Consider the following 14,108-nt stretch of genomic DNA (forward strand, 5'->3'; position numbering starts at 1 on the left):
TCAGCTGCCGCTGCGCCAACGCAACAACCAGTCGTTGCCCATGGGCTCGCTCTGATGCCACTGCCCCTGCAGCACTTGATCCATAGCGCTGAAGTTCAGATCTCCAAGGGGGGTGCGGGCCGCCGTACCCCCCATCAGCTTCGGAGCCACCACCGCTGCAATCTCCTGCACGCAGCCCTGCCGGATCGCCGCGGCTGCCAGCTCAGGGCCGCATTCCCAAAGCACCTGGTTGCACCCCCGTTCCGCCAGGGCCTCCATCAACTGCTGCGGTTCACAGGCCGAGAGCGCAAGCCCCTCAGGGCCGACCGGCAGATGTTGGGGATCGGCATCAGGACCATGGGCCACCAGGGTCGACGCAATGGTGGTGTCCCAGAGCTGGGCCTGATCCGGCAGATCCAAACTGCGGCTCAGCACCACCCGCAGCGGTTCCGGTGAACGCCGGCCCCTGCTGGTGAGCAGCGGATCATCGCCGCGAACCGTGCCGCCCCCAACCACCACGGCATCCATGCCGCTGCGCAGCCGATGCACCCAATCGCGGGAGGGTGAACCGCTGATCCATTGGCTGGCGCCATTGGGCAAAGCGGTGCGGCCATCCAGGCTCATGGCCCACTTCAGAACCCCGAACGGGCGGCCGGTGCGAACGCGGTGCAGAAAGGCCCGGTTCTGCTGTCGGGCCTCCTCGCGCAGCACACCACTGATCACCTCCAGCCCCGCCTGCCTCAGCTGACGGATACCGCCCCCATCCACCCGGGGATCGGGATCCTCCAGAGCAATCACGACGCGGCGAATGCCCGCGCGCAGCACCGCCTCACTGCAGGGGGGCGTGCGGCCGTGGTGGCAGCAGGGTTCAAGGGTGACCACAAGGGTTCCGCCCCGGGCCGCATCACCGGCTTGCCGCAAGGCACCCACCTCAGCATGGGCATCTCCGGCCCGCGCATGAAAGCCTTCGCCCGCAAGGCGCCCTTCGCGATCAAGAACCAGGGCCCCTACGAGGGGGTTGGGGCTGGTACGACCTTCAGCAAGGGCGGCCAGGGCCAGGGCCCGCCGCATCCAGAGCTCCCACATCAGCTGAGGGGCAGCTCCTGCAGGGAGCGCCATTCACCGACGACGTAGGGAGGGATCGGCAACTCGGTGAAGACACCCGGCAACGCCAGACGCAGCGGTCGGTTGTTGCTGAGATCGTCCAGCAGAGGATCGAGGGCAAATTCAGCCGCTGCGTCACGGCCATCGGTGGCCAGCACCGGATTGGCCAGGGTGATGTCGTCCAGCTGCCATTCGCGCCGACCCGCCAACACCTGGAGGCTCACCGGATGATCGAGCCGCAGTTTTCCGGGGTAGCCCACCACGCGCAGCACCACCGGCTGGCCGGGAGGGCCTTCGCGGTAGGCCACCGCCTGCCAGCTGTCGTAATCGAGGTCCCGCAGGCTCTCCAGCGAACGGACCATGGCGACGCCATCCTCGTTCTCATGCTGGTGAACCTGGGCCCAGGCCGTACCCGGCGTGAGCAGCAGCAGCCCCAGAGCAGCCAACAAACAGCAGAGCAAACGGCGCATGGGCAGGAGGTGAGTGAGTGAATTCTCACAACAAACCTGCACAGAAGGCGATTCACGCCAACAATCAACCCCTGGAGGTTGCATTTCACTCTGCTCCGGGCCTCAACAAGAGCCTGCAGGCGGTGGGCTTCGAGATGGATGTCGCCCAATTGAGCCGGGGCCGGCTCAAAGGGAGCTTGCAGCTGGGTGGTTCACGGCAGCTGCCGGTTTTATCCATCCAGACCAATCAAGACCTGCTTCTTCAGGGCAACCGACGACCTGGGGGTGATGCCCCTCAGCTCCCCGGAGGTGCAGCAGACCATTGGCGGCAGCACCGTGCATGAAATTGCCTGCAATTACGGCTTCCAGAGCCGCAATCACTTCGCCAGGGATTACCGCAACCAGTTCGGTGAATCCCCCAGCGCCACGCTTCAACGGGCATCCGCTCCGGGGATGAGCGTCCAGTCGGTCTCCGTGGCCCAGAGCCCCCAGATGGCCATGGCCCTGAGGTAGTGACAGGCCCTGAATGTGTTCACCGCAGTGATCGCCTCAGGGGTGCGGAACTGCAGACCACCGGAATACACCTGCTCGACAACCGCTGAGCAGATCGCTTGCGCCGTCTGCTTGTCTCCCATCAGGCGGTAGTAGCTGGCGATCCCGAAGTTGATCCCCGTCCAGACCTCGAGCGGGTGGGTGCCATTGGGATCCAAAGGCGTGCCATCGCGGCGCAGGCCGTTGGCCACACCGAGGGATCCACCATCGAAAGCCTCGAAGCAGGCCTCCTTCACCGCCTTCAAGGTGCTGCGGCTGTTGGCATCACTCACCACCGGCGGCAGACCCAGGAGCCGTGCGTAGAAATCGCCGCAGAGCTGATCGGCCATCACCACCGGCGTGCCGCTCTCGGCATCAATGTCGTAGTACTCGCCGTTCCAGAGCAGCTTGTCGAAATTGCCCCGGGATTGCTCCAGCCAACCGCTGAATTCCCGTTGTTCAGCGGAGGTATCGAGCCCGGTGCTGAGCTGAAGCGTCTGGGCAATGGCCAGGGCAGCCTCAAGCGCAGCAATCCAGAGGGCACCGCAGTAGGCACTCACCCCTTTGAGGGGCCAGTCGTCGAAGGTCTGATCCGGAGCACCGCCGTTGTCGGGCAGGCCGTCGTTGTTCACGTCGAACGTCTTGAGGTAGCGCAGCGCCTCCACGGCCGCCGGCCAGCAATCAGCGAGGAAGCGGATGTCTTCACCACTGGGGGCGAGCTTGAACGTGCGCCACACCTGCAGCACAAAGTCGCTGCCGAGGTCCTTCCAGAGGTTGCAGTCTTGATAGGCGGTGTAGTTGGTCGCATCCCAGGGGATCTCGTTGGGAGCCCCCAGGTCGTGGGGGGTGGCTCCTTTCACCTTGCGGTCAGCTTCCACCCGGCCCTTGCCCTGGGTGAAATACCAACCGATTGGGCGCTGGGTGGCATCTGCGGCTGGAATCGCCCGGGCAAAGCTACGCAGCACGGCCTTGTCGAGTTCCGGCCAGAGCTGCAGCAGGGCCAGGGATCCGTAGAGACGAACGTCAAGACTTTCGTACCAGGCGTAGTCGAGGCACTCGAGAACGCCGAAACGACCGTAGGGATCCTCCGGTGATGCCGCACTCCAGAGACTGCCGCCACTGCAGAGGTCGTAGAGCTCATTGAACAGGGCCATCCGCAGCGGTTCCGGCAGGTCCTGGCGTTGCAGCACCGGCTGCTGCCAGGCCTCGATCTGCTGTCGCCAACTGCGCCAGTCACGCAGCGCTTCAGCGGCAATGGCAACCGCCTGGTTGGCATCAGCAGCAAAGAAATCGGTGTAGCGGCGCAGCGCCTGGCTGCCGGTGGCAAAAGCCGTCACAGGCAGATCCCAGCTGATCACCAGCGGAATCTCAATGCTCTGTCCGGGGGCCAGCTGACACTGCACCGCCAGCGCCGCACTGAGGGGATCGTCGGATCCACTGCTTCGGTCGTTGTTGCTTTCAGGGATAGAGCCATCAGCACTGAAGCTGTCCCACAGCTCACGCCCATCACCGCTGGGATTCCAACGACTGCAGCGCTGGATCGTGACCCCGGGCTGCTCGGCTGTGGCAATGCACCACTGGCCCTCACCTTCGGCAACGGGGTTGGAGACGTTGCCCTCCAGCACCACTCCCTTGAGGGAGCCATCGTCAATGCAACGGTTGCGCTGGCCGGTGGTGCTGCCGATGGCCGGGGCGTAGTTGTGCTCGGGGCTGCCGTCATCGCGGAAGTGAACCTCCGCCGAGGCATCGGTGTTGGTGAACCAGCCTGTGGTGTTGCGCCAACTCAGCAGCAATGACAAATCAAGAGGCTGATCCGTGGGATTGCGCAGCGTCCAGACGAACACCGCCACCGGGTAGCTGGTGCGCTTGTAATCACCCGGCAAGATCGGGCTGAAGGCCTCACAACGCACCTCGGCGTCATACACGCCCTCATAGCTGGTCCAGCTGAGGGGATAACGGGCGGAATAGGTGCCGGTACTGCGAGCCGACGTACTGGCCGGGTACCACTCCCAAGCCTTCAGCGGCTGGCCAGCCTCCGGCCGCGAGGCATCCCGATCCGGCTGAACTGCCAGGGCGTGGGCGCGCTTGCCGCGACCATTCCCTTCAAACAGAGCGAACTGGCAATCGGGCAGCACCCCAAACCAGTGCTCGCCGCCATCGAGGTGCCAGAGGTTGATGTTGCCGTCGGGCGCCCGCCCGAAGCAGCCAGCTCCGAAGCCCCCCAGCGGCATGCCGTGGTTGGAGCCGTCGTCGAGGTTGCTGGCATAGCGAACCGTGTAGGGCTTATCCCAGCCCAGGCCAAAGGGTCGGCTCCAGGAGGCCTCCGGTGGCTGCCAGCCCTTGGCTTGCTTGCCGCGACCCAGCAGGGAGTCCAGAGCGGACCAACCGAACGAAGCCATGCAGGGGCCGAGAGTCGCCCCAGATTGCCAGGTTTGACGCGATCAGCCAGCCGTTGCGATCAGCCTGCAGACATCAACCTGCAGACAGTGTTGAGGGATTGTCTTCGGCATCCAGCAGGGCATCCAAGGTGACCGCCGTGCGGACCAAGGCTTGGTAGCGATGCAGGCTGCGGCGGTTCTGATCCAGCCAACGGCCAGGGGCCGTCCCCTCCAGGTCGGGCTGCTCGGGATCGAGCAGGGGCAGATCGTCCTGCTGAGCAATCAAGGCAATCACAAGCTCGTGCAAGCGTTGGCGACGATCGTGGGCTGGGGTCATGCCTCCTCCATCAGGTCGTTCAGGCGCTGTTCCGCCGCCAAGGGCAGGGGCACCGGATCAGCGGTGTAGCTGCGGGCCTGGGCAATCCGAGCCTGCAGCGGGGCCTGCGCCACTGGCCAGCTGCTGAGCCCGAGTTCGTCATAGATCCGTTTCAGCGCAGCGAGGGGGTGGCGGATCAACTCCTGATAAGGCAATTCAACCAACTGCCCCGCAGGAATCCGGTGCCGAGACGCCTCGAAGGCCTCAAGCAGCTTGCGATGGGCAGCCACCGTTTCCTCCACCTGGGTGACGGCATCGGGCAGGGGCTGAAGCCCCACCAGTGAACCCAACCGCTGCTTCACCTGAACCAGCGAGCGGATGGAATCCTGCCGATCACGCCGCAGGAGCACAAAGCGCGCCCTGGGGAAGTGGCGCAGCACCAACTCCACCCGGGCGGAATGAGCGCTGTTCTTGATAAGAAGTCCCGCCTTCCCATGCCCGTCATGGAGCCAGGTGAGCTTGGTGAAGTGCAGCCACTGCCGCTCGAAGGCAGCGGAGGAACCCAGAACGTTGCGCCGGAAAAACCAGGAATAGGCCAGGGGGAAGGCCATGCCCGCCATGTTGGTGTCGATGCTGAGTCGGGCCAGACCGAGCTCATCCTCCTGGGGGTCATTCGGACCCCAGGGCACCGCGTCGATCGGCCGCTTCCGCGTCATCCACGCTTGGAGTGCCCAGCGAATCCAGGGTTTGAGCAGCAAGGCCACCTGCGGCGCCGTGGTGAGCGAATTGCGCGCCGTGGCCAGCGTGGGGTCACAGGCCAGCAACTGACGCAGATACGTAGTGCCACTGCGCCAGTGACCAATCACCACAATCGGATCGTCCGGCAGTTCAGCCTTCCGCAAGCGGCGAGCCCACAGCCACGACTGCAGCCAAGCCAGGGGCTCCGCCAGCAGGCCACTGAGTCCCATCAAAAGGCCCACCCTCCAGCAGGAGAGGGCCGGGCGACGCAGCTGCAAGCCTCGAAGCAGCACCGCAGGGCGCAGGAACCCCCCGGCCACCAAGCGATCCACCAGCAGATCACCCCCTGCCATGGCCCCACAAACCCTCACACCAGAATGACGGGATGATCGATGTGATCGGCACCGACGCCGGGGCACCCGCCTCGTTGCCCGCTCCACAGCAGACATTGCTGCGGGCGGCGGCCGTGATTGCAGCACCGCAGCGGTTGCAAGCTGCTCTGCAGGACTGGCTGGGGGACGCCAAGCCCGAGCTGATCAGCAGCGATGACCCGCGGGCTCTGGTGGACAGCCTGCAATCCAGGCCTGCTGATCAAGCTGTGGTGGTGCTGGCCAGCGGCGATCCGCTCTGGTTCGGCCTGGGACGCATCCTTTGCGACCGCATCGGGGCAGAGCGGCTACGGTTTCATCCCGCCCCCACATCGCTGCAGCTGGCCTTCTCCTGCATCGGGCGCCCCTGGCAGGACGCCGACTGGGTGAGCCTGCACGGACGGGACCCCGAAATCCTGGCCAGCACCCTGCAGAAGCGACCCGCAGCCCTGGCGGTGCTGACGGATCCGAACCAGGGGGGCGCCATTACCGTGCAGCAAATATTGCGCAGCAGCGGCCTGGAGGCCAGCACAGACCTGTGGCTCTGCGAAAACCTCGGCCACCCCGATGAACGGGTGCAGCTGATCGCCCCACACGCCGCACTACCAACAGATCTGCAGCCGCTGCTGATTGCACTGCTGATCGCCCGCGAACCCCCCGCACCGGATCCGCATCAGCTGCCGTTGTTCGGGCTCGATGACGGGCTCTACCTGCAGCACAGCGATCACCCCGGATTAATGACCAAGCGGGAGGTGCGCATCCAACTGCTGGCCGAACTCGCCTTGCCGCCACAGGGCGTGCTCTGGGATCTGGGGGCCGGCACCGGCAGCGTTGGTCTCGAGGCACTGCGCTTGCGCCCAGGGCTGCAACTGCTGGCGGTGGAACGCCGCGCCGGTGGCGCGCAACTGATTCAACGCAATGCACAACGGCTCGGCGTCAGCCCTGCGGCGGTGCTGGAGGCCGACGCCAACACGGTGCTGAACGGCGGGCTCCCGAGCCAGCTCAGCCAGCCCGACCGGGTTCTGCTCGGGGGCGGGGGCGCCCAACGGGAGCGCCTGCTGCAGGAGGTGCTGACGCGGCTGCGGTGTGGCGGTGTTGTGGTGATCCCCCTGGCGAGCATCGAGGCCTTGGCCAGCGTTCGGCCACTGCTCGAGAACGCTGGATTAGCCGTGCGCGTGCAGCAAATGCAGGCCTGGCGGGGACAACCGCTGGGGGATGGCACCCGCCTGGCTCCAATGAACCCCACCTTGATCGTGACGGGAACGAAGCCGGCTCAAGCCGGCTTCACGGGGAAGACTTGAGCGGGTTGATCCGAACCGGATCGCCGATGCCAATGCCAAGCCGCTGCGCCTCACCGGCACCGATCTCAATCACCGCATCAACGAAATCAGCCCGTCCATTGCCATCGGCATCGGCGGCGTAGGAGCGGCAAGGCAGGGCAGCACAGGTGGGAACGGCAGGCACTAGATCGAGCACCCGCCCATCGCGCACAAAGATCATGTCCAATGGCGCAAGGGTGTTGAACATCCAGAAGCGCTGCGGCTGGGGGGTGGCAAAGGGAAACCACATCCCGCGCAAGGGCGGCAGAGCCGGCCTCTGCATCAAGCCCAGCCGCTGCTGCTCCGGACTGCGGGCCACCTCGAGATCAATGCAACGCTGCTGGGCCACGCACCAGCGGGCCTCAACCGGCAGCCATTGCGGCGGTGACTCAGGGGGCAGAGCATCCATGGCCGCTCAAGCCTCGGGCAACACCTGCCCGAGGCAATAGCCCCGGCCGCGCACGGTGTGCAGCAAACGGCGTTCTCCACCGGCCTCCAGCTTCTGGCGGAGATAGCGCACGTACACCTCCACAACATTGCTGCTGGAACGCTCGCCCTGCCACACCTCCTGAAGCAGCAGCTCGCGGCTCAACACCTGGCCGCGCCGCCGCAAGAGCACCTGCAACAGCATGAATTCCCGGGCCGTCAACGCCACCACACGGTCTCCCCGCCGCACCGTTCGGTTGGCGGGATCGACACTGAGATCGTCCAGCTCAAGCAGCGCCGGTCGCTGCCCCGAGCGCTGTTGAATCGTGCGGTGCAGGCGCAGACGCAACAACAGATCGCTGGGCCCGATCTCCGAGAGCCAGAAATCATCGGCACCGCTTCCCAGGCAGGCGGCGCGGGCCTCAACGCTGTCGCGTTCCAGATCCAACAGGATCGGCATGGCCCCGAAACGGCTGCGCAGGTCTTGAATCAAGGCGGCCTGATCGGCCGCCAGCACAGCGGCCACTGGAGATTCACCCGGTTCAGGGGCATGGGCCGATGGCCCGGCACTGAGCCAATCGAGCGTGGCGTAGCCCGATGCAGCCAGACGGGGCGCCAGCGACACCGCCGAAGGGCCTGCCAACAGCAACAGGGGATCAGGGTTCATTCCCGCTCGGGCTTGGCGATGTGGGGCAGGCCCCAACCCAATTTGTTGCGCAGCACCTGGAAGAACTCATGGTCGGCGAGGCGCACAAAGCGCACCGGGTGATCGCTGCGGCGGATCAGCACCCGATCTTCCGGCCAGACGTAGCAACCGGCACTGCCGTCCACCACCATCATCAGCCGCTCCGGCGTGGCTGGAAAAACCGTGACGGGTTCACGGTCGCTGAACACCAGGGCGCGGGAGGCCAGGGAATGGGGCGCGATCGGGGTGAGTTGCAGCACCGGACAATCCGAAGTGATCACCGGCCCACCGGAGCTGAGGGCGTAGGCCGTCGAACCCGTCGGCGTGGAGAGGATTACACCATCGGCGGCGATGTCCACCGGGGCGTGGCGGCCGATGGCGATCTCGAAGTGGCACATGCTCGTGAGCGGCTCACGGTGCAGGGCCATCTCGTTGAGGGACAGCGCCTCCCAGCGGCGCTGATCACCCCGCATCACGCTCACCACGAGGTTGCTGCGTTCCTCGATCGTCCATTGCTGGGTGAGCACCACATCGAGGGCGCGATCCAGATCATCGAGATAGGCCTCGGCCAGAAATCCCAGGTGGCCGGTATTGATCGTGAGAATCGGAATCCCCACTGGGGCGGTCTGCCGCGCGGCGGAAAGCACTGTGCCGTCACCCCCCAGCACGATGGCCAACACCATCGATTGATCGAAGCCCTTGGGCACACAGGCGCTGTAGCCGCGCAGGCGCAGGTGCTGATCGGGGTTGGCAAAGCCCACCATGCCCCCGGAACTGCTGGCCCGCTCCACGGCATAGCCGGCAGCCTCCAGGCGCTGCTGAATCGTGTCCGCCGTCTGCACCGCCAGCGGCTTGCCGTCATTGACGATCAGTCCGATCCGGGGCACTGATCCACGACGGGTAGAGGTCAGCCTCAGCCTATGGGACGCGCGAGAACAGAACGCCGCTCAGTTACGAAGGTTCCCGATCAGAACTGCTCGAGGAAGCGCAGATCGCTGGTGTACAGCCGGCGGATGTCGTCTATGCCATGGCGCACCATGCAGAAGCGCTCCACCCCAAGGCCCGCGGCAAAACCGCTGTAGCGCTCCGGATCGAGGCCCAGCCCTTCCAGCACGGCGGGATCCACCATGCCGCAGCCCATCACCTCCAGCCAGCGGCCGCGCCACTGCACATCCACCTCGGCGGAGGGCTCGGTGAAGGGGAAATAACTGGCCCGGAAACGCACCGGCAGGTCACCGAAGAAAGCCTTGAGGAAGGCCATCACCGTGCCCCGCAGGTGGCTGAAATCGAGCCCTTCATCAATGGCCAGCACCTCCACCTGGTGGAACACCGGCGAGTGGGTGGCATCAACGGCATCACGGCGATACACCCGTCCGGGAGCCACGATCCGCACCGGCGGCGGGTTCTCTTCGAGGTGTCGAATCTGCACCGGGGAGGTGTGGGTCCGCATCAGCAAGTCACCCCCGAGATAGAAGGTGTCCTGCATGTCCCGGGCCGGATGGTCCTCGGGGATGTTCAGAGCGGTGAAGTTGTAATGGTCCCGCTCCACCTCAGGCCCCTCGGCCACGCTGTAGCCGAGGCCCAGGAACAGATCGACGATCTCTTCGGTGGTGGTGATCAGGGGATGGCGATGCCCCATCGGAACCCCGGACGCCGGAGCGGTGACATCGAGGCTTTCCCTGGCGATGCGCTCCGCCATGGCCGCCTGCTTCACGGCCTGAAGCCGCTCTCCCAACAGCGACTGCACCTGCGTTTTCAGGACGTTGGCGCGCTGACCCACCAGGGGACGCTCCTGACCGGGCAACTTGCCCATCGCCCCGAGCACACCGGAAATGCGGCCCTTCTTGCCCAGCAGCCCGACCCGCAGTTGCTCGAGCGCAGCGGCGTCGGCCGCCTCAGCGATCTCCGCCGCGGCCTGCTGCTCGAGGGCATCGAGTTGATCGGTGAGCTGCTGCAGGGTGACCGGTGCGCTCACAGGGATGGAACAGACAGCTGCCGACTGTAAGCAGCCGTGCCGCTTAGGTTCACCTCAGTGCAATTGACCCCATGGCCCCGCTGCGGATCCTGATCAGCAATGACGACGGGGTCTTCGCCGACGGCATCCGAACCCTGGCCGCCGCAGCGGCAGCCCGCGGCCATCAGGTGACGGTGGTCTGCCCGGATCAGGAACGGTCGGCCACAGGCCATGGCCTCACCCTGCAGACCCCCATCCGCGCCGAACGGGCCGATGAACTGTTCGCCCCAGGGGTCACCGCCTGGGCCTGCAGTGGCACCCCCGCCGACTGCATGAAGCTGGCCCTGTTCGAACTGGTGAAGGAGAAGCCAGACCTGGTGCTCTCCGGCATCAATCACGGCCCCAACCTGGGAACCGATGTGTTCTGCTCCGGCACCGTTGCGGCAGCGATGGAAGGCACCCTTGAGGGCATTCGTTCCCTGGCAGTAAGCAGCGCCTGCTTCCAGTGGCGTCAGTTCCAGGCGGCCGCCGATCTTGCCCTGGAGGTGAGTGAACAGGCCATCGCCGACCAGTGGCCCGACAACCTGCTGCTCAACCTCAACATCCCCCCCTGTACCAGGGAGGAGATGGGGGCATTGCGCTGGACCCGTCTCTCGATCCGGCGCTACGACGAGCAATTCAGCCGTCGGGAAGACCCCCGTGGCCGCGCCTACTACTGGCTGGCCGGAGAAGCCGTTCAGGATCTGGAATCAGCCGGTGAAGGCCCCCGGGACTGGCCCAGTGATGTGGCCCAGATCCATGCCAATTCCCCCTCACTCACGCCAATCCAGCCCGACCTGTTCTGGCGGGGCCCCCTCAGCGGACTGCCGCAGCTCAAGCTCAAGGATCAACTGGTGCGGTAAACCCGCTGCAGCAACCAGAGGGAGAACAACACCCCGATCAGGTGGGCGAACAGCACCTGGGTGTTGCTGAGCACGGACAGCATTTCCAGGGAGGTGATCGCCAGGTTGTCGGCCATGCCGCGGCCGCCGATGGCAATGCCGGGAGTCTGCATCGAGGCCTGCACGAACAGGCTGCCGGCGAGGGCCTGATAGCCGATGGTGGCGAAGGTGAGGCCCAGGAGATCCGCCAACAGCCCCCGTTTGATCAGCCGCGCCACCTCGCCCCGACTGGGACGGGCCGCACTATCGATCGCCCGACCGGTCCGCACGATCAGCCAGCCCTGCCAGAGGCTGAACAGCAGCACGAGAAAGGCCAGGGACGTGAGCGACAAGCCAGGCCCCAAGCCCACAGCGCGTTCGGAGTTGCGGGCCAGGCTGCCGCCGATGTTGTTGAACAGCAACACACCCACCACAACGATGCCGAGGACCACCTGGATCCAGAACCGGATCCATCCCATCCGACGCACGCCGAACGACAACTTCTGGAAATCGAGGCGGTCGGCCATGCCCTGGTGCTCTGTCGTTCAAACTTGCCACCAAAGCGCACCTTCTGCACCTCCTTGATCCCGCTCTGTTCTCCAGAGGAGGCCCGTCGGCCCACTGCCCTGGCGCTGGGAAGCTTCGATGGCCTGCATGCCGGCCACCGCCGCGTGATCGCTGAGGCCATTCAGAACCGCCCGAAGGAGGCCGTTGCCTCGGTGGTGAGCTTCTGGCCCCATCCTCGTGAGGTGTTGTTCGGGGAGGCACGCCTGAGGTTGGATCTACCCAGCGAAAAACTCGCTCTGCTGGAACCGCTGGGGATCCAACAGCTCGTGCTGGTGCCCTTCACCCGCGAGCTGGCTCAGCTGAGTGCCGAAGACTTCGTCACCAACGTGCTGCTGAACACGCTTCAGGCACGGCGCATTGCCGTTGGCACCAACTTCCGCTTCGGTCATCAGCGGCGCGGTGACGCCGAGATGCTGGAGCGGCTGGCGGCTCGAAGCGGCGTTGAGGTAATGGTGGTGCCCATCGTTGAAGACCAAGGGGGTCGGATGAGCAGCAGCCGCATCCGCGCGGCCCTCGATCAAGGGGATCTAGCGACCGCCAAAGCCTTGCTGGGCCGGGCCTACCGCTTTCAGGGACGGGTGGTGCGGGGCCGAGGCCTGGGCCGTGAACTGGGCTGGCCCACCGCCAATCTCCAGGTGGATGGGCGAAAGGCCTTGCCAGGCCTTGGCGTCTACGCCGCCTGGGCCCAACTGGATGGGGATGGCGATCGTCTGCCAGCTGTGATGAACCTCGGGCCCCAACCCACGATCGATCCCACATCTCCCTCCGCCGTGGAGGTGCACCTGCTGGATCAGAGCCTGGAGCTGGAGGGCCGGCAGCTGAGTGTTGAACCGGTGCAGCGCTTGCGCGGCCAGACCAAATTCAGTGGACTCGAGGAGCTCAGCAGCCAAATCGGTCGCGACGCAGCCCAGGCCCGCGCGATCCTTCAGACCGGTTCTCAGGCCGCGGTCGGATAGGCATTCACTAGCCCCCAGACAATGAACACGCCGATGCCGCCGAGAAGGACGATTCCCCAGACCAGAACGTGCATGGTGCTCTCAGAACCACCGTTCTCCATGACCGACGCCGAAACCGTTGCCCACAGGGTGCCATGAATCCAAACCCAAGCGATGCATCCCTGGATCCACGGGTGGCACGCCTGATCGACGCCAACCTCGACCGTGCCCGGGAAGGCCTGAGGGTGGTTGAGGACTGGTGCCGCTTCGGGCTGGAGCAACAGGATCTGGTGGTGCGCCTCAAGGACTGGCGTCAACGGCTGGGGCGACTGCATCACGACAGCTACAAGCAGGCCCGCTCCACCAGCACCGACACCGGCGCTGGACTAGAGCATCCGGCCCAACTCGATCGCCACAGCCCCGACCATGTGGTGGCGGCCAACTGCGCCCGGGTGCAGGAGGCGTTGCGGGTGTTGGAGGAGTACGGCCGCACCATCGCTCCTGCGCTGGCCGCTGAAGCCGCAGCGATCCGCTACGGGCTTTACGACCTGGAGGTGACCTGCCTCAACGCCACCCTGGGAGCACGGCGACGCAACAAGCTCAAGGACGCTCGCCTTTGCCTGATCACGACCCCCTGCGATGACCTGAGCGATCGGGTGGAGGCCTCCCTGCGGAACGGCGTGGGCATGGTGCAGTACCGCTGCAAAGCGGGGAGCGACTGCCAACGCCTGCAGGAGGCTCAGCAGCTCAGGCAGCTCTGCAACCGCTTCGGGGCGCTGTTGTTCATCAATGACCGTGTGGACCTGGCCCTGGCGGTGGATGCGGATGGGGTGCACCTCGGCCAGGACGACATGCCCAGCGAGGTCGCCCGCGATCTGTTGGGCGTTGATCGTCTGCTGGGCCGCAGCACCCACAGCATCGATCAGGTTCATCAGGCTCAGCAGGAGCCGGTTGATTACCTCGGCTTCGGCCCGATCCATTCCACGGCCGTCAAACCCGAGCGGAAGCCTGTTGGTGTGGAGCTCCTGGCGCAGGCCACTGCGATCAGCCAGCGTCCCGTCTTCGCCATCGGTGGAATCACCTCGGCCAACCTGCCGGCCCTGCTCACGGCCGGGGGCCAGCGCGCGGCGGTGATCGGCGCGATCATGCATGCCAATGACAGCGGGCAGGCCACTCGGCACCTGCTCCAGCAGCTGGACCACTCCACGCTCTGAGCCATGCCTCTCACCCTGATGGTCAACGGTGAAACCCGCGTGCTGGACACAGCACCGGAGCCCGCCAGCCTGGCGGCCGTAGTTGCCTTGCTGGCCAACAACCCCCAGCTGGTGGTAGCCGAGCACAACGGCGTGATCGCACCCCGCAGCCGCTGGGACAGCATCGTGGTGAAGGATGACGACACCCTTGAGATCGTCACCATCGTTGGTGGTGGTTCCTAGAGT

The 14,108-nt window shown here is 65.5% G+C and carries 16 protein-coding genes; 6 read left to right on the forward strand and 10 right to left on the reverse strand.

Features of this window, described 5'->3' with window-relative positions; all coding sequences use genetic code 11:
• Together ribD and SynTAK9802_RS07985 are read right to left on the reverse strand one after the other, a co-directional pair.
• Positions 1-1,065, reverse strand: coding sequence for a bifunctional diaminohydroxyphosphoribosylaminopyrimidine deaminase/5-amino-6-(5-phosphoribosylamino)uracil reductase RibD (ribD, locus tag SynTAK9802_RS07980; protein ID WP_186498121.1), 1,065 nt, complete (start codon positions 1,063-1,065; stop codon positions 1-3).
• Positions 1,065-1,553, reverse strand: coding sequence for a DUF3122 domain-containing protein (locus SynTAK9802_RS07985; RefSeq protein ID WP_186494913.1), 489 nt, complete (start codon positions 1,551-1,553; stop codon positions 1,065-1,067). The genes ribD and SynTAK9802_RS07985 overlap by 1 nt, the downstream gene beginning before the upstream one ends.
• Positions 1,554-1,820: 267 nt before the next feature.
• Between SynTAK9802_RS07985 and SynTAK9802_RS07990 the strand changes: the two genes are divergently transcribed.
• Complete coding sequence (locus SynTAK9802_RS07990) at positions 1,821-2,045, forward strand: helix-turn-helix domain-containing protein (RefSeq protein ID WP_186495680.1); 225 nt, start codon at positions 1,821-1,823, stop codon at positions 2,043-2,045.
• Here SynTAK9802_RS07990 and SynTAK9802_RS07995 read toward each other — a convergent pair.
• The 3 genes from SynTAK9802_RS07995 to SynTAK9802_RS08005 all read right to left on the reverse strand — a co-directional run bounded on the left by SynTAK9802_RS07995 (position 1,964) and on the right by SynTAK9802_RS08005 (position 5,848).
• The gene (locus SynTAK9802_RS07995) at positions 1,964-4,462 is read right to left on the reverse strand and encodes a GH116 family glycosyl hydrolase (protein WP_186495681.1); all 2,499 of its coding nucleotides are present in this window, start codon (positions 4,460-4,462) and stop codon (positions 1,964-1,966) included. The genes SynTAK9802_RS07990 and SynTAK9802_RS07995 overlap by 82 nt on opposite strands.
• A 73-nt stretch (positions 4,463-4,535) precedes the next feature.
• Entirely contained in the window at positions 4,536-4,778 is a 243-nt protein-coding gene (locus SynTAK9802_RS08000) for a hypothetical protein (protein WP_186495682.1), read from the reverse strand.
• A complete protein-coding gene (locus SynTAK9802_RS08005) occupies positions 4,775-5,848 on the reverse strand; it encodes a sulfotransferase (RefSeq protein WP_186495683.1) in 1,074 nt (357 codons plus the stop codon). Before SynTAK9802_RS08005 ends, SynTAK9802_RS08000 begins: the two co-directional genes overlap by 4 nt.
• 32 nt (positions 5,849-5,880) lie before the next feature.
• Here SynTAK9802_RS08005 and cbiE point away from each other — a divergent pair, with 32 nt between their 5' ends.
• Positions 5,881-7,164: a precorrin-6y C5,15-methyltransferase (decarboxylating) subunit CbiE gene (gene cbiE / locus SynTAK9802_RS08010; protein WP_186495684.1), complete on the forward strand. Its 1,284-nt coding sequence runs from the start codon at positions 5,881-5,883 to the stop codon at positions 7,162-7,164.
• On the opposite strand, the gene SynTAK9802_RS08015 is transcribed toward cbiE, so the two are convergent.
• The 4 genes from SynTAK9802_RS08015 to pheS form a co-directional block, all read right to left on the reverse strand.
• Entirely contained in the window at positions 7,148-7,591 is a 444-nt protein-coding gene (locus tag SynTAK9802_RS08015) for a DUF192 domain-containing protein (RefSeq protein WP_186495685.1), read from the reverse strand. The genes cbiE and SynTAK9802_RS08015 overlap by 17 nt on opposite strands.
• A 6-nt stretch (positions 7,592-7,597) precedes the next feature.
• Positions 7,598-8,275 carry a winged helix-turn-helix domain-containing protein gene (locus tag SynTAK9802_RS08020; RefSeq protein WP_186495686.1) on the reverse strand — a complete coding sequence of 226 codons (678 nt, stop codon included), beginning with the start codon at positions 8,273-8,275 and terminating at the stop codon, positions 7,598-7,600.
• Positions 8,272-9,180: an NAD(+) kinase gene (locus SynTAK9802_RS08025; protein WP_186495687.1), complete on the reverse strand. Its 909-nt coding sequence runs from the start codon at positions 9,178-9,180 to the stop codon at positions 8,272-8,274. Before SynTAK9802_RS08025 ends, SynTAK9802_RS08020 begins: the two co-directional genes overlap by 4 nt.
• A gap of 80 nt (positions 9,181-9,260) precedes the next feature.
• Complete coding sequence (pheS, locus tag SynTAK9802_RS08030; RefSeq protein WP_186495688.1) at positions 9,261-10,268, reverse strand: phenylalanine--tRNA ligase subunit alpha; 1,008 nt, start codon at positions 10,266-10,268, stop codon at positions 9,261-9,263.
• A gap of 71 nt (positions 10,269-10,339) precedes the next feature.
• On the opposite strand from pheS, the gene surE reads away from it, so the two are divergent.
• The gene (gene surE, locus SynTAK9802_RS08035; protein ID WP_186495689.1) at positions 10,340-11,149 is read left to right on the forward strand and encodes a 5'/3'-nucleotidase SurE; all 810 of its coding nucleotides are present in this window, start codon (positions 10,340-10,342) and stop codon (positions 11,147-11,149) included.
• On the opposite strand, the gene SynTAK9802_RS08040 is transcribed toward surE, so the two are convergent.
• On the reverse strand, positions 11,134-11,694 hold the full coding sequence (locus tag SynTAK9802_RS08040) for a DUF3611 family protein (RefSeq protein WP_186495690.1): 561 nt from the start codon (positions 11,692-11,694) through the stop codon (positions 11,134-11,136). The genes surE and SynTAK9802_RS08040 overlap by 16 nt on opposite strands.
• Before the next feature lie 54 nt (positions 11,695-11,748).
• Here SynTAK9802_RS08040 and SynTAK9802_RS08045 point away from each other — a divergent pair, with 54 nt between their 5' ends.
• The 3 genes from SynTAK9802_RS08045 (at position 11,749) to thiS (ending at position 14,105) form a co-directional block, all read left to right on the forward strand.
• On the forward strand, positions 11,749-12,690 hold the full coding sequence (locus SynTAK9802_RS08045) for a bifunctional riboflavin kinase/FAD synthetase (protein ID WP_186498123.1): 942 nt from the start codon (positions 11,749-11,751) through the stop codon (positions 12,688-12,690).
• Between the two features lie 134 nt (positions 12,691-12,824).
• Complete coding sequence (locus SynTAK9802_RS08050; RefSeq protein ID WP_186495691.1) at positions 12,825-13,883, forward strand: thiamine phosphate synthase; 1,059 nt, start codon at positions 12,825-12,827, stop codon at positions 13,881-13,883.
• A 3-nt stretch (positions 13,884-13,886) separates the two neighbouring features.
• Positions 13,887-14,105, forward strand: a complete 219-nt coding sequence (thiS, locus tag SynTAK9802_RS08055) for a sulfur carrier protein ThiS (protein WP_186495692.1) — start codon at positions 13,887-13,889, stop codon at positions 14,103-14,105.
• Positions 14,106-14,108 lie beyond the last annotated feature (3 nt).

Source organism: Synechococcus sp. TAK9802 (assembly GCF_014279535.1).
GTDB lineage: Bacteria > Cyanobacteriota > Cyanobacteriia > PCC-6307 > Cyanobiaceae > Parasynechococcus.

What these genes read in the sequence shown, in the direction of transcription:
- ribD (WP_186498121.1), bottom strand. Translation starts at nt 1,065, where the DNA reads ATGTGGGAGCTCTGGATGCGGCGGGCCCTGGCCCTGGCCGCCCTTGCT.
- SynTAK9802_RS07985 (WP_186494913.1), bottom strand. Translation starts at nt 1,553, where the DNA reads ATGCGCCGTTTGCTCTGCTGTTTGTTGGCTGCTCTGGGGCTGCTGCTG.
- SynTAK9802_RS07990 (WP_186495680.1), top strand. Translation starts at nt 1,821, where the DNA reads ATGCCCCTCAGCTCCCCGGAGGTGCAGCAGACCATTGGCGGCAGCACC.
- SynTAK9802_RS07995 (WP_186495681.1), bottom strand. Translation starts at nt 4,462, where the DNA reads ATGGCTTCGTTCGGTTGGTCCGCTCTGGACTCCCTGCTGGGTCGCGGC.
- SynTAK9802_RS08000 (WP_186495682.1), bottom strand. Translation starts at nt 4,778, where the DNA reads ATGACCCCAGCCCACGATCGTCGCCAACGCTTGCACGAGCTTGTGATT.
- SynTAK9802_RS08005 (WP_186495683.1), bottom strand. Translation starts at nt 5,848, where the DNA reads ATGGCAGGGGGTGATCTGCTGGTGGATCGCTTGGTGGCCGGGGGGTTC.
- cbiE (WP_186495684.1), top strand. Translation starts at nt 5,881, where the DNA reads ATGATCGATGTGATCGGCACCGACGCCGGGGCACCCGCCTCGTTGCCC.
- SynTAK9802_RS08015 (WP_186495685.1), bottom strand. Translation starts at nt 7,591, where the DNA reads ATGGATGCTCTGCCCCCTGAGTCACCGCCGCAATGGCTGCCGGTTGAG.
- SynTAK9802_RS08020 (WP_186495686.1), bottom strand. Translation starts at nt 8,275, where the DNA reads ATGAACCCTGATCCCCTGTTGCTGTTGGCAGGCCCTTCGGCGGTGTCG.
- surE (WP_186495689.1), top strand. Translation starts at nt 10,340, where the DNA reads ATGGCCCCGCTGCGGATCCTGATCAGCAATGACGACGGGGTCTTCGCC.
- SynTAK9802_RS08040 (WP_186495690.1), bottom strand. Translation starts at nt 11,694, where the DNA reads ATGGCCGACCGCCTCGATTTCCAGAAGTTGTCGTTCGGCGTGCGTCGG.
- SynTAK9802_RS08050 (WP_186495691.1), top strand. Translation starts at nt 12,825, where the DNA reads ATGAATCCAAACCCAAGCGATGCATCCCTGGATCCACGGGTGGCACGC.
- thiS (WP_186495692.1), top strand. Translation starts at nt 13,887, where the DNA reads ATGCCTCTCACCCTGATGGTCAACGGTGAAACCCGCGTGCTGGACACA.